Raw genomic sequence first — 26,623 nt, 5'->3', positions numbered from 1 at the left:
GGTCAAGGGCAGGATTGCGGAGCGCGGGATTTGGATCAATCGACGCTTGACTCGAAAGGAATGTTCCTGTTTTGTTCCAGAACAGAGCAAAACAGGAGCGTTCCTTGCCGGGCGTATGCGTATGTATCTGCAAGGCGAATTCGACTTCGGAATTCCCGAGCCGCCATGGCGGCCAAAACGGCCGGATCGTGCCTTCTTCGGGTTATTCTTACAGCCCCGGTTCCATGCTCCCTTCGCCGATTTGCAGAACCAGCTTTGTCATCGGCATGGAATTGTTGGGAAGCGGTTATCGGTTGAGCGGTTTCACCTGAGCTTGCGGCATGCCGGCGACTACAGACGGCTGCGGTCCAAGGTCGTCTTTGCAGCGTCTCGATCGGGCCGGCATGTCCAAATGCCCGCCTTTGAGGTCACGTTTGGCCATGTCGGCAGTTTTCCGGGTCGCCCGGCGACCCGGGGCAGGTCGCCTCGCCACCCGTTTGTGCTTCTGGCCGATGATGGACCAGTTTTCGAACTCCACAAATTGCTTGGGGTCGAGATGCTGAAGAACGGGCTCAAGGCGCCGGATCATTTCGTTCCGCATCTGACACTCGCCTACGATCAAAAGTTTGTCCCTCGGCAGCCCATCGAACCGATCACGTTCGTTGCCAATGACTTCATCCTTGTTCACAGCCTGCGCGGTCTGACGAAATATCTCTTCCTGGACCGTTGGCCCTTGATGGAGGCATCGTAGTCGGCACCTGATCCGTCCTGACATGAAGTGTCAGCTATCGATCGGCTCGACAGTGGCAGGCGGGCAAGCTGTCCCCTACTTGCATTCATTGCGTCGGAACAGGAGGAACACAAATGACTATCGCGGAAATTGCCAAGGACTTCACCGAACGCCTCAAGCAGGGTGACAATGAGGGTGCTGCCGAAAAGTACAATGCCGACGACATCGCCAGTTACGAAGCCATCGAGGGACCGATGGCCGTCAGCCACGGCAAGGAGGCTCTCAGGCAGAAGAGCCAGTGGTGGCAGGAGAACAACGAAGTGCATGGCGGTTTGGTCGAGGGCCCCTATGTCAACGGCGACCAGTTCGCAGTGCGCTTCAAGTTCGACATAACGCCCAAGGCCACTGGCGAGCGTGTCACCATGGATGAGGTTGGTCTGTACACGGTCAAGAACGGCAAGATCACCGAAGAGCGTTTCTACTATTGACGCCGGAAACGGCTTCCGGGAGCCCGCTCTCTTCGCGGCAGGGTTAAGATAAATATGGCGGCCTGGACGACGCCCTGGCCGCCATGTGCATCCGTCCACACCAGGCGTTCGTCGAGATAGCAGCAATGGCGGTCGTTGACTTCTTTGCCGTCGGGTGACTGCATGCGCCGCGGGACGGATTCGGCGGTCAGCCCCTGGGAAGCACGCTTTGACGATCACCATGTACGGCATCACCAACTGCGACACGATCAAGAAGGCGCGCGTCTGGCTGGAAGGCCATGGTGTGCCTTACCGCTTCCACGACTACCGGGCGGAGGGTCTGGACGCCAGGCGGCTGAACGGCTGGGTCGGCAAGGTCGGCTGGGAAAAGCTGCTCAACAAGGGCAGCACGACGTTTCGCGAACTGCCGGATAAGGACAAGGAATCGCTCGACGAAAAGAAGGCCAAGGCGCTGATGCTGGCCAAGCCAACGATGATCAAGCGGCCGGTGCTTGAGGTGGGCGATCGGATTCTGGTCGGGTTCAAAGCTGATGTTTATGAGCAGGCGGTGAAGTAAGCAGCGAGACGGCAACGCTGCCAATCTCCCCCCTTGCGGGGGAGATGGCCGGCAGGCCAGGGGGGTGTGAAGGATCGCCAGCCCAACGAGTTTCGTTCTTACGAAAACCTATTCAGGTCGCTGCGATTGATTGATAGGCTGGAGGGACAGCACCCCCCTCTGCCCTGCCGGGCATCTCCCCCGCAAGGAGGGAGATCAGATGTCGCCTCGGCTTTCGTCAATCGCCAACGCTGCAAAACGAAGCCTCAACTCGCGCGCAAATACCCCGCCAGCGCCACGGCATTGTTATGCGCCTCATCATGCGCGCCGTAGAGCAGCGTCACCTTACCCTGGCCGAGCAAGCCGCGCAGTTGCGCCACCGCCTCGCCATTGCCGTCCAGCTCGGCACGATACCGCTTCTGAAACTCGGCCCAGCGAGCCGGCTCATGGCCGAACCATTTGCGCAACTCGTCACTCGGCGCGATGTCCTTCAGCCACTGCGTCAGCGCTGCGTCCTTCTTGCTGACGCCGCGCGGCCATACCCGGTCGACGAGAACCCGCTGCCCGTCATCGGAAGCGGGTGGTTCATAGATCCTCTTGACCTCCAGGTCGAAAGCCATCCGACCCTCCGTGCCGTCAGGCCCACTCGCCCTTGCGCATCACCGGCACGCGGGCGCCGTCCTTATGGACGCCATCGATGTCGATCTTGTCCGAACCGATCATCCAGTCGATGTGGATGAAGCTCTTGTTGCCGCCGCGCGCTGCAATCTCGTCCTGGCTGAGCGATGCGCCATCGACGAAGCACTTCGAATAGCACTGGCCGAGCGCGATGTGGCAGGCGGCGTTCTCGTCGAACAGCGTGTTGAAGAACAACAGGCCGCTGGCCGAGATCGGCGATGAATGCGGCACAAGCGCCACTTCGCCGAGGCGCCGCGCGCCTTCGTCGGTGTCGAGCACCTTCTTCAACACGTCCTCGCCCTTCGAGGCCTTGGCCTCGACGATCCGGCCTTCCTCGAAACGCACCGAGATATCGTCGATCAGCGTGCCCTGGTAGGACAGCGGCTTGGTCGACGAGACATGCCCCTCGACGCGCCTGGCATGCGGCGTGGTGAAGACTTCTTCGGTCGGGATGTTGGGATTGCAGGTGACGCCGTTCTTGGCGGTCGAGGCGCCGCCCATCCATTCGTGGCCGTCCGCCAGCCCGACAGTGAGGTCAGTGCCCGGTCCCGTGAAATGCAGCGCGTGAAAATTGTGGCCGTTGAGCCATTCGGTCCGGCCGCGCAGCGCTGCATTGTGCGCCTTCCAGTTGCCGATCGGATCCTCCACGTCTACCCGCGAGGCGGCGAATATGGCGTCGGCGAGCTTGGCCACCGCGACATCGTCGGCGTCGTCCGGAAACACCTGCTTGGCCCAGGCGAGGTCCGGATAGGCAACGATATTCCAGTTGATGTCGAAGCCGGTGATCTTTTCCAGCGCCGGCTGGTAGGCCATCGAGTTTGCTTTGTTGGCGCGCGCCACTTTTGCCGGGTCTTGCGCCGACAACAGCGAGGGATCCTCGCCACGCACGGCCAGCCGCGCCGCATTGTTGGAAAAGGCCTTCGCCATGCCTTCATAGAGCCAGCCGGCAGCGCGGTCGAAACCGGCATCGGCGCCGAAGCGGTAGCGCGCCAGGGTCATCTCGTCGTCGTTGAACATTGGCGTCACCAGTCCGGCGCCGGCCCTGTAGGCATGCTCGACGATGCGCCTGGTCAGCGGCAGGGCCGCGATCGATGAGGTCAGCACCAGATCCTGCCCGGGTTGCAGTTGCAATCCGACCTTGATGGCGACTTCCGCCAGCCTGTCGAGCTTCACCGGGTCGATCGATGCGGAAACGCCGCGCGAATGTGTGGTCATGATCCTGCCTGCCTTGATTGGATATCCGTTCCTACATAGACCGGCGCCACCGTGCTTTCCACCGCGATCGCGCCGGAGTGGCCCGTCTTCACGGATCCGAACTGCGCCATCGTCGCCGCGATCTCCTCCTTGATCCAGGCCTTGAAGTCGCGGACCTTGCGGCTCTCGGTCTTCTCCGCCGAAGTCACCAGCCAGTAGCCGAGCCCGCTCTGGGCGCGGATTCCGAATGGCGCCACCAGCCGCCCGTCGGCCAGCGCATCGGCAGCCAGCAACTGCCAGCCGAGCATCACGCCATGGCCGGCAATGGCCGATTCCAGGCACAGCATCGGATCGGTGAAGCGCGCGCCCTTCTGGAAGGTGACGGGCTGGGCGCCGGCCGCGGTGAACCAGCTTTCCCAGTTGATCATCGCCCGCTCGTCGGTGATGGCGCAGGTCTGGGCAAGGTCCTCGATCGCTCTCAATTTCCGGGCGATGTCAGGTGCGCAGACCGGGAAGACCTCCTGCGCCAAAAGCAGTTCTGCCCGGCCGCCCGGCCATTTGCCGTCGCCGAGCCGGATGGCGATATCGATGTCGGAGTGATCGAGATTGGCCAGCCGTACCGAGGCGTCGATGCGCAGCAGCACGTTGGGATGCCGGTCGAAGTGACGCGATAGCCTGGGCAGCAGCCATTTCGACGCGAAGGCCGGCGCCACCGAAACCACCAATGTGCATTGTGTCGCTTCATCGGCCAGCGCCACCGCCTGGGCCAGCTCGCGAAACCCCGCGCCGAGCCGGGTCGCGAACACAGTGCCGAATTCGGTCAGCACCAGGCCGCTCGTCGTGCGCTCGAATAGCGCCTGGCCGAGCTGCTTTTCGGTGCGGCTTATCTGCTGGCTGACGGCGCTGACGGAAACATTGAGTTCGCTCGCCGCCGCTGCGAGCGATCCGAGACGGGCGACGGTTTCGACGGCGCGAAGGCCGTTGAGGTGGATGCGGTTGAGCACGCTCATTTGAGATTTTCTAAACCGATCTGGCCGAAATCTCAATTGAAAGGCATATCGAAACGGCGGATTTTATCGACGGGAGACAGACCGGCGGAGCCGAAAATGCCAAGGATATTGTCATCGCTGAAGGTCTTGTTCGCCGCGGCCTCGCCGTACGAACCAGGCCGCGAGGGCGACACGCAGAGGTGGCTGACCGATCCGCTTTCGCATCCTGTGCTGAACACCATGTCGGAGCGCGAACTCGGCGATGTGCCGTTCAGGCTGACGGCACGGCGGACCGCGCATGAGACAGCTTCGTTGCGCGCCAGTTTCGGCGGGCGCTGCTGAGCGGAAGCGCCGCACGTTCCGGTTTCAGGACAGGTCGACCACGACGTGGCATTCCGCGGCCGCACTGGCCCAACGAATGGCGGATTGTTTCAGCAATCCCTGCATTTATTGTGCGCTGCAATGACATCAGCCAACTCGACAGCGCTACGCTATGCCTTCGCCGGCATGATCGCCATGGCCGTCGCCATGGGCATCGGCCGTTTCGTCTACACGCCGATCCTGCCCGGCATGATGGAAGAACTGCATCTGTCGCCGGCCAATGCCGGCTGGATCGCCTCGGCCAACTATCTTGGTTATCTCCTCGGCGCGCTTGCCGCGGCGGGCGGTTGGGCGCATGGGCGCGAGCGTCAGCTGATGTTGGTCGGCCTTGGCGCCAGCACCATCCTTGCTGCGGTAATGGGGTTGACCGACGCCATGGCCGCCTTTCTCGCCGTCCGCTTTCTGGCCGGCCTGGCCAGCGCCTTCGTCATGGTCTTCATGGCCAGCATCGTTTTCAGCCATATCGCGGCGGCCGGACGCAGCGACCTGCAGGCGTGGCATTTTGGCGGCGTTGGCTTGGGTATCGCGATCTCGGCGGCGATGATGGCGGTGCTGGTCGCCGAACATGCCGGCTGGGCGGCTGGCTGGTTGTGGTCGGCGGCAATTTCGGCCTGCGGTTTCGTGGTCGTCGCGCTGTTGGCGGACGAAGGCCCGCTCGCCGATGGCGAGGCCGCACGCGAGCCGGCGCTGCCGAAAGACCGATCGCTGATGAAGATCATCGTCGCCTACGGCCTGTTCGGGTTTGGCTATGTGGTGACCGCGACATTCCTGGTCGCCATCGTCCGGCAAGGCGGCGGCAGCCGTGTTTTCGAGGCCATGGTGTGGATGGTCGCTGGCCTTGCCGGCTTTCCCTCGATCTGGTTCTGGCAGAAGATCGCGGCCTGGACCGGGCTTCACGCCGCCTATGCGCTGGCCTGCTTCATTGAAGTGATCGGCGTCATCGCCAGCGTGGCACTTGGCGGATATTCCGGACCGCTGCTTGGCGGTCTGCTGCTCGGTGGCACCTTCATCGCCATCACGGCGTTTGGTCTGCAGGCCGCGCGCCAGCAGGCGCCGAGGGCACCCCGGCGTGTCTTTGCCTTGATGACGGCATCCTTCGGTCTCGGCCAGATCATTGGCCCGATCGCCGCCGGGTTGCTGGCCCAGGCATCGGGTAATTTCTTCCTCGCTTCGATCGTTGCCGCGGCCATGCTGCTGGTCTCCGGCGCCGTCACATGGTCGGCTGCGCCAAAATCGCCATGATTTGTGGTCTTGCTCTGCGCCGGGCATCGGGCAGGCATTTTCTTTCCCCCTAATGTGTGACCTTATGCCCGCTCAAACCCGCTGATTTGCGCATAGATCGAGGAATTCGCCACAGTGTTCGTATCTTTCTTCCCGCAGCCGAAGCTGTTCTTCACTTCGGCTGCCGTCTGGAGCCTTGCGGCGATCCTGTTCTGGTTTTTCGGAGGTGAGCAGCTGGGAGCCGTCATTGGCCTGCCGCCGGCCGCCGCCGACGCGCCGCCGATCATCGGCATCGCCGTACTGGTGTCCAAACCGTTCCTCTGGTTCTATATCTACTTCACGTTTTGCGTGGCCATCTTCTATGCCTTCTGGAGCTGGTATTCGCCGCATCCATGGCAGCGCTGGTCGATCCTGATGACGGCGGTCATCCTGTTCTTCATCTATTTCAACGTGCAGGTCAGCGTCGCCGTCAACGCCTGGTACGGCCCTTTCTTCGACTATGTGCAAGGGCTGATGTCGGGGACCGGAAAATCGACCAACGGAGAATTCTACACCGGATTGGCCGACTTTTCCTGGCTCGCTCTGGTCGGTATGAACGTGCAGGTGGTCAACGCCTTCATCGTCAGCCACTGGATCTTCCGCTGGCGCACGGCGATGAACAACTACTTCATCGAGAACTGGGCCAGGCTGCGCCACATCGAGGGCGCCTCGCAGCGTATCCAGGAAGACACGATGCGCTTCTCTCAGATCATGGAGGATCTTGGCTCCAGCTTCGTCCAGTCGATCATGACCTTGATTGCCTTCCTGCCGGTCATGATCCAGCTGCAGGCCCATATCAGCGAGTTGCCGATCATCGGCGCGATCCCCCAGCCATTGGTGGTTGCAGCACTTGCCTGGTGTCTGTTCGGTACGATCTCGGTGATGATTGCCGGCATGAAGCTTCCGGGGCTGCAGTTCCGCAACCAGCGCGTCGAAGCCGCTTACCGCAAGGAACTGGTCTATGGCGAGGATCATGCGGACAGGGCGCAACCCGCGACCACGTCCGAGCTGTTCGCGAATGTCCGCCACAACTATTTCAGGCTCTATTTCCACTACATCTATTTCAATGTCGTTCGCTACACCTACCTGCAGGCCGACAACATCTTCTCGCTGCTGATCCTGGGTCCGTCGCTGGTCGCGCACAAGATAACGTTCGGTGCCTTGAACCAGATCTCGAACGCATTCGGCAAGGTGACGGGTTCGCTGCAGTTTCTTCTCACTTCGTGGTCGACCATCGTCGAGCTCCAGTCGGTCCACAAACGCCTGCGCGCCTTCGAGGCGACGCTCCTCGGCGAGCCGCTGCCCGATATCGACCAGCGCTATCTGGCAAGGCAGGGTGCCGAGGATCCGGCTTAAGACGATTTCGGTTTGATGTGGAAACGGGTTGGCGGCTCAGCCGCCCCCCCACGCCTGCCTATCGGCGTCGCGTTGCCGCGAAACATAGTCGCGAAAGCTGATGCACTCGACGTCCGCTTTGACGCAGACCTCGCCGGCAAAGCGCTCCAGTGCGTTCCAGTAGGCGCCCTCATTCATCAGCGTGAAGTGGAAACCGAGTTCGAGCGGAATGCGCTTGCCCTGGTATTGTGCATCGAAGGCGGCGCGAAACGCCTGATAGGTCCGGTTGGCGAACTCGTCCGCCTTGCTTGGCCGCTCGAAGCCGCCGGAATGCCTGACATAGAGATTGTAATCCATGGCGATCACCGGCCGTGATTTCGGTCCCTCCGGAATCTGCGGCAGTGAAAAATGCATGATGCCGTTGCTGGCCGTCGGCAGGGCAGGGCCTTGCGAGACGCCGCTGGCGTCGAACTGGTAGCCGGCGGCGGGAAGTGCCTCGTAGAGCGCCTTGCTCGTCGACAGATAGGGCGCGCGGAAACCGGCAACCGCATGCCGCGCGAGCTCGCGCCAACCCGTGGGCTCGGGCGTGATGCCGTTGATCGCATAGGCGTTCTCGAGAATGTGCTCGAACGAGCCGAACTCCTTCAGCCAGTCGGCCTTGCTCCAATCCTTGCCGTCGAAATGGCCGCAGGCGTGGCTGGCGATGTCGTGGCCCTCATGAGCGGCGAGGCCGATCTGTTCCAGCCGCTCGGCCACTTCCTGTTTCGAAGCGGCAAAGCCGATGTTGGATTTGCCCGGTGTCTTGCCCGGCGCGGTGTATTCCTTGCGTGTCTCCGGCGACAGCAGGAAGACGCAGGAGAGAAAATAGGTGAAATGCGCGCCGGTGCGGTGTGCCAGTGCCCGGCTGCGCTTCCACTGCGAGATGTCGCGGGCGCTGTCGAAGGAGACGATGACGACCTGCCTCGGCTTTGCCGGCGTCGGCGGCGCGGGCGGATCGGCCAAAGCGACGCCGGCAGGCGCGAGCAAGGCAAGCGAGAACGCAACAATACGGGACGAGCGATACATAGGGCAGGGGATCCAGGCTTCGGGCGGTCAGCAAGCCGGCTATCGCCTAAATGTGGCGCCGGTGCGATTGGGCTTTTCGCCGGTTTACCCCCAGGGCAAACATCGGTTTGCCCTGGAGCAAACACCCGTTTGCCCAAGCCAAACATCCGATTGCCCTGGGGAATAGGCGATTTTCCGGCCGAACCCCTTCCATGCCGACAAAATTTCGCTAAAACGCGGGCTCATGAACCGCCCCGGCCCGGGGCAGGAATGGTTTTGATTGATGTCCGACGACAGTTTTATCCGTGAAGTCAACGACGAGATGCGCCGCGACCAGGCGCAGAAGCTGTGGGACCGTTTCGGCCCGGCGTTGCTTGTCGCTGCGATCCTCGTGGTGCTCGGCACCGCCGCCTTCGTCGGCTATCGCTACTGGGACGAGACGCGCGCCAACCGCTCCGGCGACGCTTTCTCGCAGGCGCTCAAGCTTGCCAATGACGGCAAGAACGACGAGGCGCTGGCCGCGCTCGATCAATTGGAGAAGGACGGCTACGGCGCCTATCCGCTGCTCGCCCGCATGCGCGCCGCGACCGTCAAGGCAAGCAAGGGCGACGTCGATGCCGCCGTCAAGGACTTCGACGAGGTCGCCGCCGACACCGCCATCCCCCAGGGCATTCGCGATATGGCGCGACTCAGGGCGGCGCTCCTGCTCGTCGACCACGGCTCCTTCGCCGACGTGTCCAGCCGCGTCGAGGCGCTGACCTCGGACACCAACACGCTGCGCCACACGGCGCGCGAGGCGCTCGGCCTTGCCGCCTGGAAGGAAGGCAAGACACAGGACGCTCTGAAGCTGTTCGATCAGATCGCCTCCGATGACGGCGCCCCGCGCAACACCCGCGAGCGGGCAACGCTGATGTCCGAGCTGATCCGTGGTTCGGGCAATGCGTCGTAAATGCATGTCGCCCAAAAGTGTGCAGCGGTTTTGGGACAACGACATGCATCATTGTAGGACCGTATGACCTTCAAAGTCGCCATCATCGGCAGACCTAACGTCGGCAAATCGACCCTTTTCAATCGGCTGGTGGGAAGGAAGCTGGCGCTTGTCGACGACACGCCGGGCGTCACCCGTGACCGTCGCGTCCATGCCGCCAAGCTCTACGACCTGCATTTCGACGTCATCGATACCGCCGGCTTCGAGGACGCGGCTGCCTCGACATTGCCGGGCCGCATGCGCGCGCAGACCGAGATCGCCATCCACGAAGCCGACCTGATCTTCTTCACCATCGATGCCAAATCCGGCCTGTTGCCCGACGACAGGACTTTTGCCGAGATCGTGCGAAAATCCGGCAAGCCGGTCGTGCTGGTCGCCAACAAGGCCGAGGCCAAGGGCGCGCAGGGCGGCATGCTGGAGGCATGGGAGCTCGGGCTGGGCGAGCCGATTCCGGTTTCGGCCGAACACGGCCAGGGCATGCCCGATCTGCGCGATGCGGTGATCGCGGCACTCGGCGAGGCACGCGTCTTCGGCGAGGACGAGGAAGACGACCAGGAGATCGCTACCGGCGAGGTGCTGATCGGCGAGGACATCGCCGATCCGGACGCCGAGCCTGCCTATGACGACACCAAGCCGATGCGCATCGCCGTCGTCGGCCGCCCGAACGCCGGCAAGTCAACGCTGATTAACGCGCTGATCGGCGAGGAGCGGCTTTTGACCGGACCGGAAGCCGGCATCACCCGTGATTCGATCTCGGTCGACTGGGATTGGCGCGGCCGCCGCATCAAGCTGTTCGATACGGCCGGCATGCGCCGCAAGGCCAGGATTCACGAGAAGCTGGAAGTGATGTCGGTGCAGGACGGCTTGCGCGCCATCCGCTTCGCCGAGATCGTCATCATCGTACTCGACGCCACCATTCCCTTCGAGAAGCAGGATCTGCAGATCGCCGACCTGATCATCCGCGAGGGCCGGGCGCCGGTGATCGCCTTCAACAAATGGGACTTGATCGATCATCCGCAGGAACTCCTGGCGGAACTGCGCGAGAAAACCGAACGGCTGTTGCCGCAGGCGCGCGGCATCCAGGCGGTGCCGGTCTCGGCCGAGACCGGTCGCGGCCTCGACAAGCTGATGGATGCGGTACTGAAGACGCACAAGGTGTGGAACAGCCGTGTTTCGACCGGCAAGCTCAACCGTTGGCTTGAAGCCATACTGGCGCATCATCCGCCGCCTGCCGTTGCAGGGCGCCGGCTGAAGGTCAAATATGTCACCCAGGCCAAGACGCGGCCGCCGGGCTTCGTGGTCCAGTGCTCGCGGCCGGATGCGATGCCGCAATCCTATGTCCGTTATCTCTCCAACAGCCTGCGCGAAGCCTTCGACATGCCGGGCGTGCCGATCCGCATCGCGCTGCGCACCTCGGACAATCCGTTCGCCGGCCGGGCCAAGAAACGCGGCTGAGCCTCGTTCAGGTAGGCTGCGCGTTTGCTCATTTTAGCGCTGGCGGTGTGCGGGAACTCGACGCCGGATGGCCATCGCGTCTAAGCAACGGCCCTTAGCCCCTCAGTCCCCCGCACGCCCTTAGGCAGCGCCTGCCGCGCCGCCTCCAGCAGGATGTCGCCGAGGCGAGCCGCCACCGGCTCGGGCTCGGCATCGCTGCGATGCAGCAACAGCGCCATCTTGGGCAGCGACGGCAGCCCGGCGATCTCCGGCGTCATCGCGCTGACGCTGGCCGGCAGGCCGATATCGGTGCGGATCGTCAGCCCCAGCCCCGCGGCGACCGCCGCCCAGATGCCGCCAATGCTCGGGCTGGAGAAGGCCATGCGCCAAGGCAGGCCGGCACGGTCGAGCGTTTCGGTCGCCACCGTGCGCAACAGGCAGGGTGCTTCGAGCGCCACCAGCGGCAGCGGCTCGCCGTCGCGCAGGCTGGTCTCGATGCGCTTTGCCGGACCGATCCAGCGCATTTGAACATCGGCGACGTGCTGGCTGTAAGGCAGCGTCTCACCGCTGTGCCAGGCCAGCGCGATGTCGAGATTGCCGGACATGATCCTCTCGGCGAGCTCGTGGCTGCGTGCGATCCTGGCTTCGATCTTCACTTTGGGGTGGGCGCGGGCGAAGCGGCCGAGCACTTCGGGCAGCACCGCCTCGCCGAAATCCTCCTGCAGGCCGAGCCGCACCCAGCCTTCCAGTTCGACGTCGTGGATAGCCGCAGCCGCTTCGTCATTCAATTCGAGCAGCCGGCGCGCATAGCCGAGCATGGTCTCGCCGGCCTCCGTCAAGGCGAGGCCGCGTCCCGACTTGCGGAAGATCGGCGTCGCCGCCTGCTCTTCCAGTTTCTTCAACTGGGCGCTGACCGCCGAGGTCGAGCGGCCAAGCCGGTCGGCCGCCTTGGCGAAGCTGCCCAGCTCCATGCCGGTGACGAAACTGCGGAGAACGTCGAGGTCGAATGTCACGCGTCGCATGCGATTGTCCCGAATTTTCGAACCGTGTGTCAAAAACTTCCTGATTTTAAGGACTGATCTATGGCGATAGATAGAACCCGTCAAGGCCGGCAGCGCTGGCCGCCACGGGAATAGAACCATGTCCGCCATCGTCGACTGCGCCGATCAACAGCCAGCACAAATCCTGAAAGACAGGGCCGCCGGTCCCGCGGGGAGGGTATTCGGTCCTGGTCATCGCTGGAAGGTTCTCGGCATCGGCGTCGCCGCGAATGCCAGTTTCTCGGCGACCTTCTCCGGCATACCTGCAACAGCCGTCGTGCTTCGCCAGGGCTATCACTTGAGCAATGCGCAACTCGGCGTGGCGCTCGGCCTTCTCGGGCTGGGCGTTGCACTCAGCGAGCTGCCATGGGGCCTGCTCACCGACCGCTGGGGCGATCGCCGCGTGCTTCTGATCGGGCTCGGCGCGACGGCGGCATGGTTGTTCGCCATGGCGATGCTCGTCGTGCCAACCAGGGCTGGCATCCCCGATGTCACGCTCCTGTCGGCGAGCCTGCTCTTCGCGGGACTGCTCGGCGGCAGCGTCAACGGTTCGAGCGGCCGCGCCATCATGGCCTGGTTCCGGGAAAGCGAACGCGGCTTTGCCATGAGCATAAGGCAGACGGCGGTGCCGCTTGGCGGCGGCCTCGGCGCACTTGTGTTGCCGTCGCTTGCGCTTACCTTCGGCTTTGCCGCCGTGTTCGGGCTGCTGGCGGCGGCATCCGCTCTTTCCGCCCTGTTCGCCTGGCGGTGGCTGCACGAGCCGCCGACAACGGATGCGGGCCACATCTCTTCATCGGCTGGGGCCGGACCGGCGCCATTGCGCAACATCGAGGTCTGGCGGATCGCCACCGCCATTGGCCTGCTCTGCTTCCCGCAGGTGGCGGTGCTCACATTCGCCTCGGTGTTCCTGCACGATTTCGCCAGGCTGGGAACGGCAGCGATCAGCGCCAGCCTCGCCGCGGTGCAGACGGGTGCCATGGTCATGCGCGTCTGGAGCGGCCGCTTCACCGACCGCCATGGCAACCGCCGCCAGTTTCTGCGCTCATGCAGTGCGCTCAGCGCACTCGCCTTCGCAATCCTCTGGGTGCTGGTCCTGGCCAGCCCCGCCATGCCGGGCGGCCAATCCTTCCTGATCGCTGCCCTTCCCCTGGTGCTGATTGTCGCGGGCATCTCGGTTTCGGCCTGGCATGGCGTCGCCTACACCGAGCTTGCCACGCTGGCGGGCGCCGGCCATGTCGGAACCGCGCTCAGCCTTGCCAACACATTTGTTTTCGTCGGCTTCTTCCTGGTGCCGGTGGCCATTCCCGGGCTGCTGCATCTCTGGTCTTGGTCCGGCGTCTGGCTGTCGGCCGCCATCTGCGCGCTGATCGCCTGGCCGATCTTCCTGCGGCAAGCCTGAGGAACACCTGCCGCAAAACCGCCCGACTTCGGCGCCACGACCCTGAGGAGACTGGGACAACCCGATCGATCCCGTTAACGTCCCATCAAGGTTAATGCATCATTTTGCTCTCCAGTGGGGTCAGTAGCGTTCCTGGAGAGAGTTCCGTGCATCGACGTCTGTTGAAGCGGCTGGCAGCCGTCGCCGGTGAGAGAAAACGCAGCCTCGTGTCTCCGTTCATCATCGGTCTCGGCATCTGGATCGGCTTCCCGACCCTCGCCGCCTACCAGGACATGACAAGCCTTGTGTCTGGCCTGGAAGCGCCCACCGCGCGCTGGAATTCCTACGTCGAAAAATCCGTCGCCGGCTCGGTTCACGCTGCCGAGATGCCATTCATCGATTCCGACGTCACCGGTTCGATCTCCGGATCTGGTATTCATCTGGCCGGCGTCGGCAACGTGTCGTTTCGCGGCAAGGGCGGCAAGGTCAGCGCCACGCCCGACGAGGATCGCGTCGTGCGCGCCGACAAGAAGGGCCGTATCGTCCAGGTCTCTCCCGTTGCCCCGCCGAAGAACTTCAACGCCGGATCGATCTTCCAGCGGACCTCGTCCTTGATGCGGCCCAGCATGGACAGCGACCTGAAGATGGCCTTCGCCAAGCCGCAGATCAAAGGCAAGGAGATCCAGATCGCCGCAGCGTTCCATGCGCGTGAGGACAAGAAGCCTGATCCCGGCGTGCCGGCCATGCTTGCCGCCCTGGTCAACAATGATCATCCGGATGTGCTGGCGACGGCCTATGCACAATCCGAGCCCGACTATGCCAAGGCCTCACCCTTCGAAGCCCTGCTGCAGGACGAGCAGCCCAACAGCGGCCGCTTCATTCCACCGATGGTCAAGGGTGACCACTCGTGGATCCAGAACCCGCTGCCTGAGAGCGTCTTTTCCAAGCCGGAGCAGAAATGCCTGGCCAACGGCATCTACTTCGAGGCGAGGAGCGAATCCGTGCGCGGCCAGGCTGCCGTCGCCCAGGTCATCCTCAACCGCGTCCGCAACCCGGCCTACCCCAATTCGATCTGCGGCGTCGTCTACCAGAATGACAGCTGGTTCAACCGTTGCCAGTTCTCCTTCGCGTGCGATGGCCGCAAGAAGCGCATCGACGATCCTGTCGCCTACAAGACTGCCCAGGATATCGCCATGGCCGTCACCGCCGGCAAGATATTCATCCCGGAGGTCGGATCGTCGACCCATTACTACGCCCAGTACGTCCATCCGGGCTGGGCGCGCACGATGCAGAAGATGACCAAGATCGGCCTGCATATCTTCTACCGCACCTATAGTGGCGGCTGGAGCTGAGTGGCGTCGGTCGCCGGTCTTTTTCGGGCGGCCGTGCGATCGACCAGGGAGCCATTGCCGGGGGGATTCGCGCAATGCATCCCCATCCTTGCGGCGGGCACGATGTCGCACCTCGCTAATCGATTGATTTTATTGGCTAAAATACATGGCAATGAACTTCCGCCCGTGGCTTGACGGGCGCAAACCCTCTAACTATGTTGCCGGCGACTTTACAAGCGGACGGACGGTGACGGTCTGACCGGGCAGGGGGGTTGCGATGGCCGAGAAAAGCAGGCCAGACGGAACCGGAGAAACCGGCCGCGGCAACCAGCATGAACCCGACATCCGTGACGACGATCTTGAGCGACGTCGGCGTGAACTTGAAGCATCGCTTGCGACAAGGCTGCCGAACCGGCTCGAGGGGAAAGACGACGCGAAAGCGGGCAGTGCGGCCGGATACGGCCAGGCGGTCAAACTCTCCAGTGAATTCATCGCTGGCGTGGTGGTGGGCGCCGGCATCGGCTGGATCATCGACCGTATGGCGGGGACATCGCCGTGGGGTTTGATCGTTTTCCTGCTGCTTGGGTTTGGCGCCGGCGTGCTCAATGTCATGCGTTCCGCGGGCGTTGTGGCAGAATTCGGACAGGGCAACAAATCGCGCCCTGACCACGACGACAGCAAATAGCCGCGCTCGCGCGGCAATGATAATTTGGCCGTACGCGGCATTGACGGGGTTAGAACGTGGCAGCTGACAAGGTCGATCCGATCCACCAGTTCCATATCATCAAGCTGGTTCCGATTAACATCGGCGGCTACGACCTGTCTTTCACGAATTCGGCACTGTTCATGGTCGCGACCGTGGTCGTTGCCGCGGCCTTCCTGCTGCTGACGACGTCGAGCCGCAGCCTGGTTCCCGGCCGGCTGCAGTCGATCTCCGAAATGGCCTATGAGTTCGTCGCCAACATGTTGCGCGACGCCGCCGGCACGCAAGGCATGAAGTTCTTCCCCTTCGTGTTCTCGCTGTTCATGTTCGTTCTGGTCGCCAACCTGCTCGGCCTGTTCCCCTATTTCTTCACCGTCACCAGCCACATCATCGTCACCTTCGGCTTGGCCATCCTGGTTATTGGCACCGTCATCGTCTACGGCTTCATGAAGCATGGCCTTGGCTTCCTGAAGTTGTTCGTGCCGAAAGGTGTGCCTCTCTTGATGATGGTGCTTGTCGTTCCGATCGAGGTGATTTCCTTCGTATCGCGCCCGGTCAGCCTCTCTGTTCGTCTGTTCGCCAACATGCTCGCCGGTCACATCACGCTGAAGGTTTTTTCGGGATTTGTCGTCAGCCTGAGTGCGCTGGGTACGCTTGGCATTGCGGGTTCGATCCTGCCGCTGGCCATGGCGGTGGCATTGACGGCGCTGGAACTGCTCGTGGCGCTCTTGCAGGCTTACGTCTTCGCGGTGCTGACCTGCATGTATCTCAACGACGCCCTGCATCCCTCGCACTAATTAGAGTTTCCGGCCCACCTGTTTCCAACACTGACGCCGGATGGAAATCGCAACGGAATTTCAGATCCAAAGGAGTTGAACAAATGGACGCAGAAGCAGCAAAGTACATCGGCGCCGGCATCGCTTGCCTGGGCATGGGTGGCGCGGGCATTGGCCTGGGCAACATCTTCGGCAGCTACCTCTCGGGCGCGCTGCGCAACCCGTCGGCTGCCGACGGCCAGTTCGGCCGCCTGATCTTCGGCTTCGCCGTCACCGAAGCTCTGGGCATTTTCTCGCTTCTCATCGCGCTTCTGGCCCTGTTCGGCTGAGAGCACTGGGAAGATTGGACAGGCCGGCCGCGCAAGCGGCGGGCCTGATATCTGGGGATAGTCCATGTTCGTGACATCTGCCTTCGCGCAAGAGTCCGCGCCATCAGCCGATACCAGCCACGCTGCGACGGAAGGCGACACGCATTCCGGCACCAGCGTGCCTGCGGAGGCGCACGGCACATTTCCGCCGTTCGATCCTGCGACCTTCCCGTCGCAGCTTCTGTGGCTGGCGATCACTTTTGGGCTGTTCTATCTCTTCCTGAAGCGGGTCGTGGTGCCGCGCGTCGGCGGCATCATCGATGTCCGCAACGACCGCATCAGCCAGGATCTCGACCAGGCCGCCAAGTTGAAGGGCGAGGCCGATGCCGCCGTTGCTGCTTACGAGCAGGAACTGGCGGAAGCCAAGAAGAACGCCAACTCGATCGGCCAGCAGGCCGCCGATGCGGCCAAGGCGGAAGCCGACACCGCGCGCAAGAAGATCGAGGCCGCGCTCGACGAGAAGCTCGGCGAGGCCGAGGCGCGCATTTCTTCCATCAAGGCCAACGCCATGAAGGAAGTCGGCAGCATCGCCGAGGATACCGCTTCGGCGATCGTCGAGGCACTGGTCGGCGGCAAGGCCAGCAAGGCCGAGATCGCGGCCGCGGTCAAATCCGTGGCCCGGTGAGGAGCGCATCATGGACGCCACATCTCTCGCGACGCTCTGGGCAACGATAGCCCTCGTCATCTTCCTGGCCATCGCCGTCTACATCAAGGTGCCCGGCCTGATCGCCAAGGCGCTCGATGCCCGCGCCACGCGCATCAGCAGCGAACTCGACGAGGCACGCAAGCTGCGCGAGGAGGCCCAGCAACTGCTTGGCCAGTATCAGCGCAAGCGCAAGGAAGCCGAGCAGGAGGCAGCCGACATCGTCGCGGCCGCCAAGCGCGAGGCCGATCTGCTCGCCGCCGAGGCGCACAAGAAGACCGAAGACTATGTTACCAGGCGCACCGCGCTGGCCGAGCAGAAGATCGGCCAGGCCGAGCGTGACGCCATCAGCGAAGTCCGCGCCAGCGCCGTCGACATTGCCGTCGAAGCCGCCCGCGCGCTGCTCGCCGCCAAGGTCGACGTCAAGGCCGGGGCCGATCTGTTCAAGGCTTCGCTCGCGGACGTGAAGGCAAAGCTCAACTGAGCTGACAGCGTTGGAAATCAAAAAGCCGCCCGGGCAACCTGGCGGCTTTTTTTGTTGTGCGGACATCGGATGGCGAAGGCGGCGAAGCGCTAATCTCCCTCCTTGAGGGGGAGATGGCCGGCAGGCCAGAGGGGGTCGCCTCACGTAATGCGCCGGCCTGATCTTTCATATGAAGGGGCGTCGCGCCCCGTCGAACCTATCCCCTCTGTCGCCTTCGGCGACATCTCCCCCTCGAGTGGGGAGATTAGGCGCTCAAGCTCAATCCAGGCCGGCCAAACTCTCTTCTTCAACCACCTCGGCGCCGCCAAGCCTGAACGGCGAGAACGACACGCGGTGCAGCCGCGCGACCGGGCCGTGCGCCTCGATCGCCGTGCGGTGCCGGGCCGTGGCGTAACCCATGTGCACCTCGAATCCGTAGCGGTCGTTATGGCTGCCGCAACCGCACATCATGCGGTCACGCATGACCTTGGCGACGATGGAGGCAGCGGCGATCGATTGCGAGCGCTGGTCACCCTTGATCAACGCGCGACCGTCGCATGGCAACCCCGGCGGCACGTCGCGTCCGTCGGCAAGCGCGAGCTTAGGCCGAACCGACAGCCCGACCAGCGCGCGTCGCATCGCCTCAAGGCTCGCCTTGAGGATATTACTGCCGTCGATGCCCTCGGCACTGATCGAGGCCATCGAGACCGCCTGCGCGGAGCCGAGAATGCGCAGGAACAATGCCTCGCGCTGCAAATGGCTGAGCCGTTTGGAATCGTCGAGGCCCTCGGGGATGTTGGCTGGGTCGAGCACCACTGCCGCAGCGACCACCGGCCCGGCCAGCGGGCCACGGCCAGCCTCATCCATCCCCGCCACGGGCCACAGGCCGTCGGCCATCGCCTTCGTCTCGAAGGAGAAATCGGGTTTCTCGACAATTTCGAAGAGAAGCGGAGAATCAGAACGCGCGCGAGCCATGTTGCGGCGAGGTTCGCATCGGTTCCGATTCTCCGCAAGTCCCTCCGGGTCGGGTGGGGCGCCGGACCGGGAGGGCACCGTCTGCTGGCCGGGGCAGGCCGGACGGGATTTCACAAGCGAAAAAGAAAGATCAAAGCAGCATCAGCTGCTCCTGGTCCTTTCCCGCGGCGACGAACTGGTCGGTTCTCAGCGTGCGCCGTTCGGCATTGAGGCCGAGCCGCTTGGCGGTGATCTCGAAGCGCCGGCCGATCTGCCAGGCATAGGGTCCGGCGCCCTTCATGCGCTTGCCCCATTCCGAATCGTAGTCCTTGCCGTCGCGCATCGAGCGGATCAGCGACATTACGTGGCGATAGCGGTCGGGATAGTGGCGCAGCAGCCAGTCCTTGAAGATCGGGCTGACCTCCAGCGGCAGTCGCAGCACGACATAACCCGCCTCGCGCGCGCCGGCAGCGCTCGCCGAATCGAGGATCCGTTCCATCTCCTGGTCGGTCAGGCCGGGGATGATCGGTGCCACCATGACCGAGGCCGGAATGCCGGCATCGGAAAGCTGCCTGATCGCCTCCAGCCGCTTGGTCGGCGTCGATGCGCGCGGCTCCATCGTGCGCGCCAGCATGCGGTCGAGCGTCGTCACCGACAGCGCCACCTTGGCGAGCCCGCGCTCGGCCATGCGCGACAGGATGTCGATGTCGCGCGTCACCAAAGCGGATTTGGTGACGATGCCGACCGGATGGCCGCGCGCCTCCAGCACTTCGAGGATCTCGCGCATGATCCGGTACTGCTTCTCGATCGGCTGGTAGGGATCGGTGTTGGTGCCGATGGCGATGGTGCGTGGCTGGTAGCCGTCCTTCGACAGTTCCTTGTCGAGCAGCCGCGCCGCATCCGGCTTGGCGAACAGCTTGGATTCGAAATCCAGGCCCGGCGACAGGCCCATGAACGAATGCGTCGGCCGCGCGAAGCAATAGACGCAGCCGTGTTCGCAGCCGCGATAGGGGTTGATCGAGCGGTCGAAGGAGATGTCTGGCGATTCGTTGCGGGTGATGATGGTGCGCGGCTTTTCCACCTGCACCTCGGTCTTGAACGGCGGCAGTTCCTCCAGCGAACTCCAGCCATCATCGAAGACATGCCGGGTGACCGGCTCGAACCGGCCGGACGGATTGATGCCCGCTGACCGGCCACGGTTGCGGTCCGGACGGATGCGCATGCCGCTCTGCTCGATCATCGCATTGGCCATCTCGGCTCGTCCTGCCCCGAAGGCTGCAATGTCGGCGCGCATGATCGGCTCCATCTTCGCCCGCTCCCAGGGACTGTCCACGTTGTGTCGAATCGCTCTGCTCATGAAATTATTCCTATTTCCTTGATGAGAACAAAGCAAGAACTTTCTATGGTGCACTGCAAGAACTGGCGTCGCGTCCACCTTTCCGCTATTCGGCTGATGATGCTCAGTGTTCTCATCGAAACCCGCAATGACGAGGAGGCTCTCGCCCGCACGCTCGGCTCGCTGATTGGCGGTGCCGTCGAGGGCGTGGTGCGCGAGGTCGTCGTCTGCGACATCGGCTCCACCGACCAGACGCATCATGTCGCCGAGCATGCCGGCTGCCACTATGTGGCGAGCGGCGGTGTCGCCGCCGGCATCCGGCAGGCCAAGGGCGACTGGCTGTTGCTGCTGGAACCGGGCGCCAGGCTGGTGGAGGGCTGGACCGAAGCGGTCGTCGCCCACACGGCCCGGCAAACCATGGCGGCGCGGTTCTCGCGTGCACGCGGCAGCCGAGTGCCGTTCCTGGCGCGGGTGTTTTCGGGAAACCGTGCCCTGGCCGACGGATTGGTGATCAGCAAGCGGCAGGCAGCGTCCTTGTCGAAGCACGCCGGCAGTGCCGAGGCGCTTGCACGCGGCCTGGCGACAAGGAAACTCGACGCCGAGATCTGGGTAGCGCCGGCGAAGCAGGAATCCCGCAAGTGATTTTGCAGCTGCTGTCTACGTCAGGGGCAGCCATAATCGCCGCGCCCTCAAGCATCAGCTAGCCCTACTGTCGGCCATCCCGCCAAGGAGGTACTGGACGCCTATGGCGAGCAGAGCCCGGTGACACTGACCGGCGAAGCTGGCCTCGGCTTCCACATGGGCACCGTGCCGGCGCGCGCGCCGCGGCTGATGATGGAAGTCGGCTTCGGCGTATCTGCGCCTTCGCGCCGGCGGTTTCACGGCGAACCGGTCATCCGCTGAAAGCGGACAGGATCTCCACAGGCATCCAGCGTGCCTGTCGCCGGGCAATGCGTTCTTGCCTGCTCTCGGCATCATAGTCCATGGCGGCTGGCTCGCGGCTGAACCGCAGCCGGTCGTCCAGGGTACTGACGATGACGATCGCCCTTGCATTCCCGCCATCGGTGGTGACCGCCGCGACATAGACGCCGCAGTCCCGGCAGATCAAGTAGTCGGCGGTGCGCAATCCGAACCGGTATCTGTGCAAACGGGCGTGGTCCTCGACCGAGACGATCAATTGTCCGAGCGGATCGGCAACGGCGCGCGAGCCGTGTTTGATGCAGAACGCGCATTGGCAGGCGCGGACTTCGATTTGCGAGGGGTCGAGGTCGGTTGAAAATCGAAGGCGTATGTTGCCGCAATGGCATCCGCCGGCATGCACAGTCATCGCTTCCGCCTCATCGTCAACGGCAAGGGCCGCCGCTACGAAAGGTACTTCCTCCGGCATCGCGTTTGGAATGGTCTTTCGAAGGCGAGGGCAGCGTTTTGCCCGGCAAACGCGACGTGAAACCGGCGCCTTGCCTCGGCTTTTACAGAGCCGATTTGCCGCGCCGCAGGTGCTCGTCCAGGCGCGGCATGATCTCGACGAAGTTGCAGGGCATATGCCGGTAGTCGAGCTGCGCCTTCAAGATGCCGTCCCATGCGTCCTTGCAGGCGCCGGGCGAACCTGGCAGCACGAAGACGAAAGTGGCATTGACGACGCCGCCGGTCGCCCGGCTCTGGATGGTCGAGGTGCCGATCTTGTCGTAGGAGATGCGGTGGAACACTTCCGAAAAGCCGTCCATGCGCTTTTCGAAGATCGGTTCCAGCGCCTCCGGGGTGACGTCGCGGCCGGTGAAACCGGTGCCGCCGGTGGTGATGACGACGTCGATCGCCGCGTCCTTCGACCAGTCAAGCACCGTGTCGCGGATCTTGTCGCGGTCATCGGTGACGATATCGCGGGCGGCCAGGATGTGGCCGGCCTCGGTGATGCGGTCGGCCAGCGTCTGTCCGGATTTGTCGTCGGCGAGGCTGCGCGTGTCGGAAACGGTCAGCACCGCAATACGCACCGGAATGAAGGAACGGCTTTCGTCAGTTCTGGCCATCTGCGCCCTCCGATGCGATGCTGCGCGTCGCCGCGACGAACCAGTCGGGCTGGCGGCCGCGGATCTCGGCCGCCGCGCGCTTGGCGACATTGCCGGTCTCGAACAGGCCGAAGCACGTCGCGCCCGATCCGGACATGCGTGAAAAACCCGATCCAGCCTTATCGAGCCATGAGAGCGCCCGGCCTATGGCGGGCTGTATCGCCAGCGCCGCCGGTTGGAGATCGTTGCGGGTGAGTTCCAGCCAGTTGCGCAGGCTGTGAAAATCGATGCCGCGCGGCAGCGGCGGCAACGGCTCGTTGTCGCGACGGGAAAGTGCTGCGAAGACATCCGCCGTCGAGACCGGCATGCCCGGGTTGACCAGCACCAGCCCCAGCGCCGAGACATCCGGCGCCATCGACAACTCGTCACCAATGCCGCGCGCGACCAGCGGCCTGGCCGCCAGGCACATCGGCACATCGGCGCCAAGCGAAAGCCCGATCCGCGCTAGCCCGGCGCCATCGATGTCCAGACCCCATGCCTGCACCAGACCGCGCAATACCGCCGCCGCGTCGCTGGATCCGCCGCCGACACCGGAGGCGACAGGCAGGTTCTTTTCAAGCTTGATGGCGACAGGCGGTGCCTTGTGCGGTCCGGCCGCTCTTCGCAGTGCATCGCGTGCCTTCAGCACCAGATTGCCGGCGTCGAGGGGGACCTCCGGCGCATAGCGCCCGGACACGGTGAAATCGTCGCTGTCGGCGAGCGCGACCTCGACCCGGTCGCCAAAACGCGTGAACACCGCCAGGCTTTCGATCAGGTGATAGCCGTCTGCGCGCCTTCCCGTGACATGCAGCGCCAGGTTGATCTTGGCGGGCGCATGCCAGGTACGCGAACCGATGTCGGTGTCCACGGCGTCAGTCGTTTGGGGGATGATGCTCAGTCCTTGGCCAGCCGGTATTCGCCGGTCTTGGGATCCTTGACCAGCGTTCCCATCGCGCCGTTGGCCGCCTGCTTTTCGGTGCGCCGCACCTTGGCCGTCACGCGCTCGGCTTCGCGCACGAATGTGCGGTAGCCGAAATAGGCGGCGACGCCAACGACGGTGAAGAAAATGATCTGCGGCATGTCAAAACTCCTCCCACGCTGGGCCGGCGAAGGCGGCCGGTCGGGTCGGTTAATGCATGTCGCCCAAAAATGTGTTCGGCTTTGGCAAAACGACAGGCACGAGACTTCAAGGCACCTATGCTAGACGGTTTTACGCGGTTTTCAAAGCCCGAACCGAGCCCACAACGCGCGCTCTTCCGCCGCATCGATCACCCCGCTGGCAGCGGCGGCGGCGATATCGGGCGCGGAAAAGCCCTGGCTCGAGCCGAACAGGCCGAAGCGGCCGAGGAAGCCGCGCGGCGCGGTGATCAGCCTGAGCTGGGTCTTCGCCCCGAACCGGGTCTTGAGCACCGTGCGCATGTCGCTGAGCGCGTCGACAAGGCCAAGCTCCAGGCCCTTCTTGCCGGTCCAGAACAGGCCGGTGAACAGGTCCGGATCGTCCTTCAGCTTGGTGCCTCGCCGCTCCTTGACCAGATCGATGAAGGTCTCGTGCACCTCGAGCTGCAGTGCCTTCAGCCGTTCGACGTCCTCCTTCTTCTCCGGCTTGAACGGATCGAGCACCGCCTTGTTCTGTCCGGCGGTGTGGACACGCCGCTCGACGCCGATCTTCTTCATCAGCTCCGGGAAACCGAAGGAGGCCGAGACCACGCCGATGGAACCGACGATCGAGGACGGATCGGCGAAGATTTCGTCACCGGCGACCGCGATCATGTAGCCGCCCGAAGCCGCGACATCCTCGACGAAGACCAGCACCTTTTTGTTCTTTTCGGTCGCCAGGTCGCGGATGCGCTTGAAGATCAGCCGCGACTGCACCGGTGAGCCGCCAGGCGAATTGATCGAGATGGCGACAGCGGGCGCTTCGAAGGAGAACGCCTTCTCGATCAGGCCGGCAGTGGAGGCAAGCGACAGGCTCGGCCGGAACGGACCGCCGCCGGCCATGATGGTGCCGTGCAGCCGGATGACCGGAATGGTGACGACGGTGGAGCGCCAGGATTTCGGCAGCAAGCGGTTGAAAAGACGTTTCACGTGGGTGGGCTCTCCGGTCGATGGGTTGCAGGCATGTAGGGATTCCCCGGCCAACGGCAATGTGGTAGCCAGGTATAGCTCAATCTCCGAACAGCGAGGCGAGACCGTTGGTGATCATTTCGCTGCGCTCGTCAGGACCATTGCCCGATAGCGCGTGAAGCATCAGCGGCGGGCGGATGGCAAGCTTTCCCCGCGCCCCGAGCGTCGCCCGCACGACGATGCGGATCGCCGCCGCGTCGGGGCGAGGATGGACAGCGAGCATCTCGGCATCGCCGAAACGGCCTGATATCGCATCGAGGATGGCACCGAGCTGCTCGGGCCGCGCAATGACCGCGAGCCCCCCGCGCGGCCTGACCACCGCCGCCGCACTTCTGATCCAGCTTTCGAACAGCCCGTCCTCCATGACATGGGCTTCCTTCCTCAGGGGGGCGGGTGTTGCCCGGTCCCGGGGGGCATTGAAGGGCGGGTTCATGATGACGAAGTCGAAATCATTGTCGGCGAGGCCGGACGCCGCCCGTGCCCGGCCCGACATCGTCACATCGGCGACAAGCACCGACGCGCGATCGCTGAGATGCGCATTGCCGGGATGGGCAAGGGTGGCCGCCGCGAAGGCCGCCATTTCCGGCGCGCGCTCGACAAGCACGGCCGCCGCACCCGGACAGCGCGACAGCACGGCGAGGCCCGCAGCTCCCGCTCCAGCGCCGAAATCGGCGAGGCGACCGCTAAAGGAGGATGGTACGGATGCCGCCAGTATCATCGCATCCATGCCGGCGCGATGGCCGCCATGCTTGGGCTGCACGAGCCAGAACCGGCCGCGATGGAAGGCGTCGACCGTATGGGCCGGTGTGTCCGGGCCAAGGGTGTCAAGGGCAGGGGCGGCTGGGGCTGCCGACATTATTTTCCGCGTATCTCGTTGGCGATGCCGGCATCGGTCAGGATGCGCCGCGCCGCGTCGGCCTTTTCGGCGTCGACCATGACGCGCCGTGGCAGGATGCCGAGCGAGCCGTCGAGCACGCTCATATTCTGGTCGGCGACGAAACAGCCGATGCCGGCATCGCGCATCAGCGATTCGACAAAGGAGATGATGACGGCGTCGTTGGTGCGGATCAGCTCTATCATCAGGCGAAACTCTCAGTTTGCGGCGCCGATGTAAACGGCCGCGCGGATTCGATGGCACACTCCCGCTCGGTGTCGGCCCGCCCGATGTAGGTCCGCTTGGTATCGGTTGACAGCTTGTCATCGACGCCGCGCCAATTCGCCACTTGCCGTGGCCGTATCCGCCGCCCTAGAGTCCATCCGGGACTAAGGGTGCCGTCGCACGCGTTATACCAAGACGGGAGTGATTGTCGTGGGTGTCGTTCTCAACATCGAAAATGGGAAGCGGGAACCCGCGTCCATCAAGGATCTCATCGACCTGACGACAGCCGACATGGGGCGCGTCAACGAATTGATCCTGTCCAAGGCCGGCTCCGACGTCGAGATGATCCCGGAGGTCGCCAACCATCTGATTTCGTCCGGCGGCAAGCGGCTGAGGCCGATGCTGACGCTCGCCGCCGCCCAGATGTTCGGCTATTCCGGCGAGGGCCACGTCAAGCTCGCCACCGCGGTCGAGTTCATGCATACGGCGACGCTTCTGCACGACGACGTTGTCGACGAGAGCGGCATGCGCCGCGGCAAGAAGACGGCCCGCATGATCTGGGGCAACCAGGCGAGCGTGCTGGTCGGCGATTTCCTGCTCGGCCAGGCCTTCCGCATGATGGTCGATGTCGGCTCGCTGGAAGCCCTCGACATCCTGTCCAGCGCGGCCTCGATCATCGCCGAGGGCGAGGTCATGCAGCTTGCCGCCGCCAAGAACCTCGAGACCACCGAGGATGAGCATTTCGCGGTCATCAAGGCCAAGACCGCGGCCCTGTTTTCGGCCGCTGCCGAGGTCGGTCCCGTCATCGCCCAGGCGACCCGCAACGACCGTGCGGCCCTGCGCTCCTATGGCATGAATCTCGGTCTTGCCTTCCAGCTGATCGACGATGCGCTCGATTATGGCGGCACCAGCAAGGATCTCGGCAAGAATGTCGGCGACGATTTTCGCGAGGGCAAGGTGACCCTGCCGGTCATCCTCGCCTACCGGCGCGGCAGCAAGGCCGAACGCACCTTCTGGAAGCGCGCCATCGAGGACAATGTCGTCGATGACGCTGGCCTGGAAAAGGCGATCGGCCTGATGACCCGCCACGGCGCCATTGCCGACACGATCGGACGCGCCCGCCATTTCGGCGAGATCGCCCGTGATGCGCTGGCGCCGCTGGAAGAGACGCCGCAGAAGTCGGCGCTGATCGACGTCATCGATTTCTGCATCAGCCGGGTGAATTGAGGGGCTGTCTTTCACGGAATTCCCTCTGGCTCGTGCCGGCGGGGGAGAATCTGTGAAAGCCGTTCCCGCCGTCTCGACAAACCGCCCCGTCGCAAATTATCTAT

Annotated in this window: 31 protein-coding genes and 1 pseudogene; 18 read left to right on the top strand and 14 right to left on the bottom strand. The window is 63.7% G+C overall.

The genetic code is table 11. The features are described from left to right. The first annotated feature begins 121 nt into the window (after positions 1 to 121). From LB568_RS03570 to LB568_RS03560, 3 genes are all read left to right on the top strand, one after another. Positions 122 to 730: a 2'-5' RNA ligase family protein gene (locus LB568_RS03570; protein ID WP_224729103.1), complete on the top strand. Its 609-nt coding sequence runs from the start codon at positions 122 to 124 to the stop codon at positions 728 to 730. Positions 731 to 843: 113 nt separating this feature from the next. After that, the gene (locus LB568_RS03565) at positions 844 to 1,197 is read left to right on the top strand and encodes a SnoaL-like domain-containing protein (RefSeq protein WP_224729101.1); all 354 of its coding nucleotides are present in this window, start codon (positions 844 to 846) and stop codon (positions 1,195 to 1,197) included. A 208-nt stretch (positions 1,198 to 1,405) separates the two neighbouring features. Then, positions 1,406 to 1,753, top strand: a complete 348-nt coding sequence (locus tag LB568_RS03560) for an ArsC family reductase (protein ID WP_224729099.1) — start codon at positions 1,406 to 1,408, stop codon at positions 1,751 to 1,753. 245 nt (positions 1,754 to 1,998) lie between these two features. On the opposite strand, the gene LB568_RS03555 is transcribed toward LB568_RS03560, so the two are convergent. Genes LB568_RS03555 through LB568_RS03545 form a run of 3 tightly spaced genes read right to left on the bottom strand, consistent with a single transcriptional unit; the run spans position 1,999 to position 4,614 of the window. Continuing rightward, the gene (locus tag LB568_RS03555; protein WP_224729097.1) at positions 1,999 to 2,352 is read right to left on the bottom strand and encodes a DUF488 domain-containing protein; all 354 of its coding nucleotides are present in this window, start codon (positions 2,350 to 2,352) and stop codon (positions 1,999 to 2,001) included. A 16-nt stretch (positions 2,353 to 2,368) separates the two neighbouring features. After that, positions 2,369 to 3,625 (bottom strand): aminopeptidase, encoded by a 1,257-nt coding sequence (locus LB568_RS03550; protein ID WP_224729095.1) that lies wholly within the window; start codon positions 3,623 to 3,625, stop codon positions 2,369 to 2,371. Continuing rightward, a complete protein-coding gene (locus tag LB568_RS03545) occupies positions 3,622 to 4,614 on the bottom strand; it encodes a LysR substrate-binding domain-containing protein (RefSeq protein WP_224729094.1) in 993 nt (330 codons plus the stop codon). The genes LB568_RS03550 and LB568_RS03545 overlap by 4 nt, the downstream gene beginning before the upstream one ends. Positions 4,615 to 4,710: 96 nt before the next feature. Here LB568_RS03545 and LB568_RS03540 point away from each other — a divergent pair, with 96 nt between their 5' ends. The 3 genes from LB568_RS03540 to sbmA all read left to right on the top strand — a co-directional run bounded on the left by LB568_RS03540 (position 4,711) and on the right by sbmA (position 7,590). Continuing rightward, entirely contained in the window at positions 4,711 to 4,935 is a 225-nt protein-coding gene (locus LB568_RS03540) for a hypothetical protein (protein WP_013896733.1), read from the top strand. A gap of 120 nt (positions 4,936 to 5,055) precedes the next feature. After that, on the top strand, positions 5,056 to 6,216 hold the full coding sequence (locus LB568_RS03535; protein ID WP_224729092.1) for a YbfB/YjiJ family MFS transporter: 1,161 nt from the start codon (positions 5,056 to 5,058) through the stop codon (positions 6,214 to 6,216). A 114-nt stretch (positions 6,217 to 6,330) separates the two neighbouring features. Further along, entirely contained in the window at positions 6,331 to 7,590 is a 1,260-nt protein-coding gene (sbmA, locus tag LB568_RS03530) for a peptide antibiotic transporter SbmA (RefSeq protein ID WP_140574413.1), read from the top strand. Between the two features lie 36 nt (positions 7,591 to 7,626). Here sbmA and LB568_RS03525 read toward each other — a convergent pair whose 3' ends face one another. Continuing rightward, positions 7,627 to 8,634: a polysaccharide deacetylase family protein gene (locus tag LB568_RS03525; protein ID WP_224729091.1), complete on the bottom strand. Its 1,008-nt coding sequence runs from the start codon at positions 8,632 to 8,634 to the stop codon at positions 7,627 to 7,629. 262 nt (positions 8,635 to 8,896) lie between these two features. Between LB568_RS03525 and LB568_RS03520 the strand changes: the two genes are divergently transcribed. Both LB568_RS03520 and der read left to right on the top strand, forming a co-directional pair. Beyond that, the gene (locus LB568_RS03520; RefSeq protein ID WP_013896729.1) at positions 8,897 to 9,562 is read left to right on the top strand and encodes a tetratricopeptide repeat protein; all 666 of its coding nucleotides are present in this window, start codon (positions 8,897 to 8,899) and stop codon (positions 9,560 to 9,562) included. 63 nt (positions 9,563 to 9,625) lie between these two features. Beyond that, a complete protein-coding gene (gene der / locus LB568_RS03515) occupies positions 9,626 to 11,056 on the top strand; it encodes a ribosome biogenesis GTPase Der (RefSeq protein WP_224729089.1) in 1,431 nt (476 codons plus the stop codon). An 80-nt stretch (positions 11,057 to 11,136) separates the two neighbouring features. Here der and LB568_RS03510 read toward each other — a convergent pair whose 3' ends face one another. Next, positions 11,137 to 12,057 (bottom strand): LysR substrate-binding domain-containing protein, encoded by a 921-nt coding sequence (locus LB568_RS03510; protein WP_224729088.1) that lies wholly within the window; start codon positions 12,055 to 12,057, stop codon positions 11,137 to 11,139. A 118-nt stretch (positions 12,058 to 12,175) separates the two neighbouring features. On the opposite strand from LB568_RS03510, the gene LB568_RS03505 reads away from it, so the two are divergent. The 7 genes from LB568_RS03505 to LB568_RS03475 all read left to right on the top strand — a co-directional run bounded on the left by LB568_RS03505 (position 12,176) and on the right by LB568_RS03475 (position 17,758). Further along, the gene (locus tag LB568_RS03505) at positions 12,176 to 13,474 is read left to right on the top strand and encodes an MFS transporter (RefSeq protein WP_224729087.1); all 1,299 of its coding nucleotides are present in this window, start codon (positions 12,176 to 12,178) and stop codon (positions 13,472 to 13,474) included. A 146-nt stretch (positions 13,475 to 13,620) separates the two neighbouring features. After that, positions 13,621 to 14,805, top strand: a complete 1,185-nt coding sequence (locus LB568_RS03500) for a cell wall hydrolase (protein WP_224729086.1) — start codon at positions 13,621 to 13,623, stop codon at positions 14,803 to 14,805. A 256-nt stretch (positions 14,806 to 15,061) separates the two neighbouring features. Further along, a complete protein-coding gene (locus LB568_RS03495; RefSeq protein ID WP_224729085.1) occupies positions 15,062 to 15,469 on the top strand; it encodes an AtpZ/AtpI family protein in 408 nt (135 codons plus the stop codon). A 56-nt stretch (positions 15,470 to 15,525) separates the two neighbouring features. After that, a complete protein-coding gene (locus LB568_RS03490) occupies positions 15,526 to 16,284 on the top strand; it encodes a F0F1 ATP synthase subunit A (RefSeq protein ID WP_224729084.1) in 759 nt (252 codons plus the stop codon). Positions 16,285 to 16,367: 83 nt separating this feature from the next. Beyond that, entirely contained in the window at positions 16,368 to 16,592 is a 225-nt protein-coding gene (locus tag LB568_RS03485; RefSeq protein ID WP_013896722.1) for a F0F1 ATP synthase subunit C, read from the top strand. A 64-nt stretch (positions 16,593 to 16,656) separates the two neighbouring features. Next, positions 16,657 to 17,256 (top strand): F0F1 ATP synthase subunit B, encoded by a 600-nt coding sequence (locus LB568_RS03480; protein WP_013896721.1) that lies wholly within the window; start codon positions 16,657 to 16,659, stop codon positions 17,254 to 17,256. Between the two features lie 10 nt (positions 17,257 to 17,266). After that, positions 17,267 to 17,758, top strand: a complete 492-nt coding sequence (locus LB568_RS03475) for a F0F1 ATP synthase subunit B (RefSeq protein ID WP_224729083.1) — start codon at positions 17,267 to 17,269, stop codon at positions 17,756 to 17,758. A 258-nt stretch (positions 17,759 to 18,016) separates the two neighbouring features. Here LB568_RS03475 and LB568_RS03470 read toward each other — a convergent pair whose 3' ends face one another. Together LB568_RS03470 and LB568_RS03465 are read right to left on the bottom strand one after the other, a co-directional pair. Further along, positions 18,017 to 18,712, bottom strand: a complete 696-nt coding sequence (locus tag LB568_RS03470) for a ribonuclease HII (protein WP_224729082.1) — start codon at positions 18,710 to 18,712, stop codon at positions 18,017 to 18,019. Positions 18,713 to 18,842: 130 nt separating this feature from the next. After that, on the bottom strand, positions 18,843 to 19,997 hold the full coding sequence (locus LB568_RS03465; protein ID WP_023778642.1) for a PA0069 family radical SAM protein: 1,155 nt from the start codon (positions 19,995 to 19,997) through the stop codon (positions 18,843 to 18,845). A gap of 150 nt (positions 19,998 to 20,147) precedes the next feature. On the opposite strand from LB568_RS03465, the gene LB568_RS03460 reads away from it, so the two are divergent. Beyond that, a complete protein-coding gene (locus tag LB568_RS03460) occupies positions 20,148 to 20,669 on the top strand; it encodes a glycosyltransferase (RefSeq protein ID WP_224729491.1) in 522 nt (173 codons plus the stop codon). Between the two features lie 13 nt (positions 20,670 to 20,682). Beyond that, positions 20,683 to 20,930, top strand: a pseudogene (locus LB568_RS03455) (hypothetical protein); the annotation flags it as partial. On the opposite strand, the gene LB568_RS03450 reads toward LB568_RS03455, so the two are convergent. The 7 genes from LB568_RS03450 to LB568_RS03420 all read right to left on the bottom strand — a co-directional run bounded on the left by LB568_RS03450 (position 20,920) and on the right by LB568_RS03420 (position 25,273). Next, a complete protein-coding gene (locus LB568_RS03450; protein WP_224729080.1) occupies positions 20,920 to 21,354 on the bottom strand; it encodes a GFA family protein in 435 nt (144 codons plus the stop codon). The pseudogene LB568_RS03455 and the gene LB568_RS03450 overlap by 11 nt on opposite strands. Before the next feature lie 142 nt (positions 21,355 to 21,496). After that, positions 21,497 to 22,051 (bottom strand): molybdenum cofactor biosynthesis protein B, encoded by a 555-nt coding sequence (moaB, locus tag LB568_RS03445; RefSeq protein WP_224729079.1) that lies wholly within the window; start codon positions 22,049 to 22,051, stop codon positions 21,497 to 21,499. Further along, positions 22,038 to 22,937, bottom strand: a complete 900-nt coding sequence (locus tag LB568_RS03440) for a 4-(cytidine 5'-diphospho)-2-C-methyl-D-erythritol kinase (protein WP_224729077.1) — start codon at positions 22,935 to 22,937, stop codon at positions 22,038 to 22,040. Before LB568_RS03440 ends, moaB begins: the two co-directional genes overlap by 14 nt. A gap of 26 nt (positions 22,938 to 22,963) precedes the next feature. Then, entirely contained in the window at positions 22,964 to 23,149 is a 186-nt protein-coding gene (locus tag LB568_RS03435; protein WP_013896713.1) for a membrane protein, read from the bottom strand. A 141-nt stretch (positions 23,150 to 23,290) separates the two neighbouring features. Then, the gene (locus LB568_RS03430; protein WP_013896712.1) at positions 23,291 to 24,154 is read right to left on the bottom strand and encodes a S49 family peptidase; all 864 of its coding nucleotides are present in this window, start codon (positions 24,152 to 24,154) and stop codon (positions 23,291 to 23,293) included. A gap of 79 nt (positions 24,155 to 24,233) precedes the next feature. Then, entirely contained in the window at positions 24,234 to 25,049 is an 816-nt protein-coding gene (locus LB568_RS03425) for a tRNA1(Val) (adenine(37)-N6)-methyltransferase (protein ID WP_224729075.1), read from the bottom strand. Next, positions 25,049 to 25,273: a DUF2007 domain-containing protein gene (locus LB568_RS03420; protein ID WP_013896710.1), complete on the bottom strand. Its 225-nt coding sequence runs from the start codon at positions 25,271 to 25,273 to the stop codon at positions 25,049 to 25,051. The genes LB568_RS03425 and LB568_RS03420 overlap by 1 nt, the downstream gene beginning before the upstream one ends. A gap of 229 nt (positions 25,274 to 25,502) precedes the next feature. Between LB568_RS03420 and LB568_RS03415 the strand changes: the two genes are divergently transcribed. Next, positions 25,503 to 26,519, top strand: a complete 1,017-nt coding sequence (locus tag LB568_RS03415) for a polyprenyl synthetase family protein (protein WP_224729070.1) — start codon at positions 25,503 to 25,505, stop codon at positions 26,517 to 26,519. The last annotated feature ends 104 nt before the right edge of the window (positions 26,520 to 26,623 follow it).

It is taken from the genome of Mesorhizobium sp. B263B2A (assembly GCF_020165775.1).
Taxonomy (GTDB): Bacteria; Pseudomonadota; Alphaproteobacteria; order Rhizobiales; family Rhizobiaceae; genus Mesorhizobium; species Mesorhizobium opportunistum.
This window is presented reverse-complemented; position numbering and strand designations above follow the sequence as displayed.

What these genes read in the sequence shown, in the direction of transcription:
- LB568_RS03570 (WP_224729103.1), top strand. Translation starts at nt 122, where the DNA reads ATGTATCTGCAAGGCGAATTCGACTTCGGAATTCCCGAGCCGCCATGG.
- LB568_RS03565 (WP_224729101.1), top strand. Translation starts at nt 844, where the DNA reads ATGACTATCGCGGAAATTGCCAAGGACTTCACCGAACGCCTCAAGCAG.
- LB568_RS03555 (WP_224729097.1), bottom strand. Translation starts at nt 2,352, where the DNA reads ATGGCTTTCGACCTGGAGGTCAAGAGGATCTATGAACCACCCGCTTCC.
- LB568_RS03550 (WP_224729095.1), bottom strand. Translation starts at nt 3,625, where the DNA reads ATGACCACACATTCGCGCGGCGTTTCCGCATCGATCGACCCGGTGAAG.
- LB568_RS03545 (WP_224729094.1), bottom strand. Translation starts at nt 4,614, where the DNA reads ATGAGCGTGCTCAACCGCATCCACCTCAACGGCCTTCGCGCCGTCGAA.
- LB568_RS03540 (WP_013896733.1), top strand. Translation starts at nt 4,711, where the DNA reads ATGCCAAGGATATTGTCATCGCTGAAGGTCTTGTTCGCCGCGGCCTCG.
- LB568_RS03535 (WP_224729092.1), top strand. Translation starts at nt 5,056, where the DNA reads ATGACATCAGCCAACTCGACAGCGCTACGCTATGCCTTCGCCGGCATG.
- LB568_RS03525 (WP_224729091.1), bottom strand. Translation starts at nt 8,634, where the DNA reads ATGTATCGCTCGTCCCGTATTGTTGCGTTCTCGCTTGCCTTGCTCGCG.
- LB568_RS03520 (WP_013896729.1), top strand. Translation starts at nt 8,897, where the DNA reads ATGTCCGACGACAGTTTTATCCGTGAAGTCAACGACGAGATGCGCCGC.
- der (WP_224729089.1), top strand. Translation starts at nt 9,626, where the DNA reads ATGACCTTCAAAGTCGCCATCATCGGCAGACCTAACGTCGGCAAATCG.
- LB568_RS03510 (WP_224729088.1), bottom strand. Translation starts at nt 12,057, where the DNA reads ATGCGACGCGTGACATTCGACCTCGACGTTCTCCGCAGTTTCGTCACC.
- LB568_RS03505 (WP_224729087.1), top strand. Translation starts at nt 12,176, where the DNA reads ATGTCCGCCATCGTCGACTGCGCCGATCAACAGCCAGCACAAATCCTG.
- LB568_RS03495 (WP_224729085.1), top strand. Translation starts at nt 15,062, where the DNA reads ATGGCCGAGAAAAGCAGGCCAGACGGAACCGGAGAAACCGGCCGCGGC.
- LB568_RS03485 (WP_013896722.1), top strand. Translation starts at nt 16,368, where the DNA reads ATGGACGCAGAAGCAGCAAAGTACATCGGCGCCGGCATCGCTTGCCTG.
- LB568_RS03480 (WP_013896721.1), top strand. Translation starts at nt 16,657, where the DNA reads ATGTTCGTGACATCTGCCTTCGCGCAAGAGTCCGCGCCATCAGCCGAT.
- LB568_RS03475 (WP_224729083.1), top strand. Translation starts at nt 17,267, where the DNA reads ATGGACGCCACATCTCTCGCGACGCTCTGGGCAACGATAGCCCTCGTC.
- LB568_RS03470 (WP_224729082.1), bottom strand. Translation starts at nt 18,712, where the DNA reads ATGGCTCGCGCGCGTTCTGATTCTCCGCTTCTCTTCGAAATTGTCGAG.
- LB568_RS03465 (WP_023778642.1), bottom strand. Translation starts at nt 19,997, where the DNA reads ATGGAGCCGATCATGCGCGCCGACATTGCAGCCTTCGGGGCAGGACGA.
- LB568_RS03460 (WP_224729491.1), top strand. Translation starts at nt 20,148, where the DNA reads ATGCTCAGTGTTCTCATCGAAACCCGCAATGACGAGGAGGCTCTCGCC.
- LB568_RS03450 (WP_224729080.1), bottom strand. Translation starts at nt 21,354, where the DNA reads ATGACTGTGCATGCCGGCGGATGCCATTGCGGCAACATACGCCTTCGA.
- moaB (WP_224729079.1), bottom strand. Translation starts at nt 22,051, where the DNA reads ATGGCCAGAACTGACGAAAGCCGTTCCTTCATTCCGGTGCGTATTGCG.
- LB568_RS03435 (WP_013896713.1), bottom strand. Translation starts at nt 23,149, where the DNA reads ATGCCGCAGATCATTTTCTTCACCGTCGTTGGCGTCGCCGCCTATTTC.
- LB568_RS03425 (WP_224729075.1), bottom strand. Translation starts at nt 25,049, where the DNA reads ATGTCGGCAGCCCCAGCCGCCCCTGCCCTTGACACCCTTGGCCCGGAC.
- LB568_RS03420 (WP_013896710.1), bottom strand. Translation starts at nt 25,273, where the DNA reads ATGATAGAGCTGATCCGCACCAACGACGCCGTCATCATCTCCTTTGTC.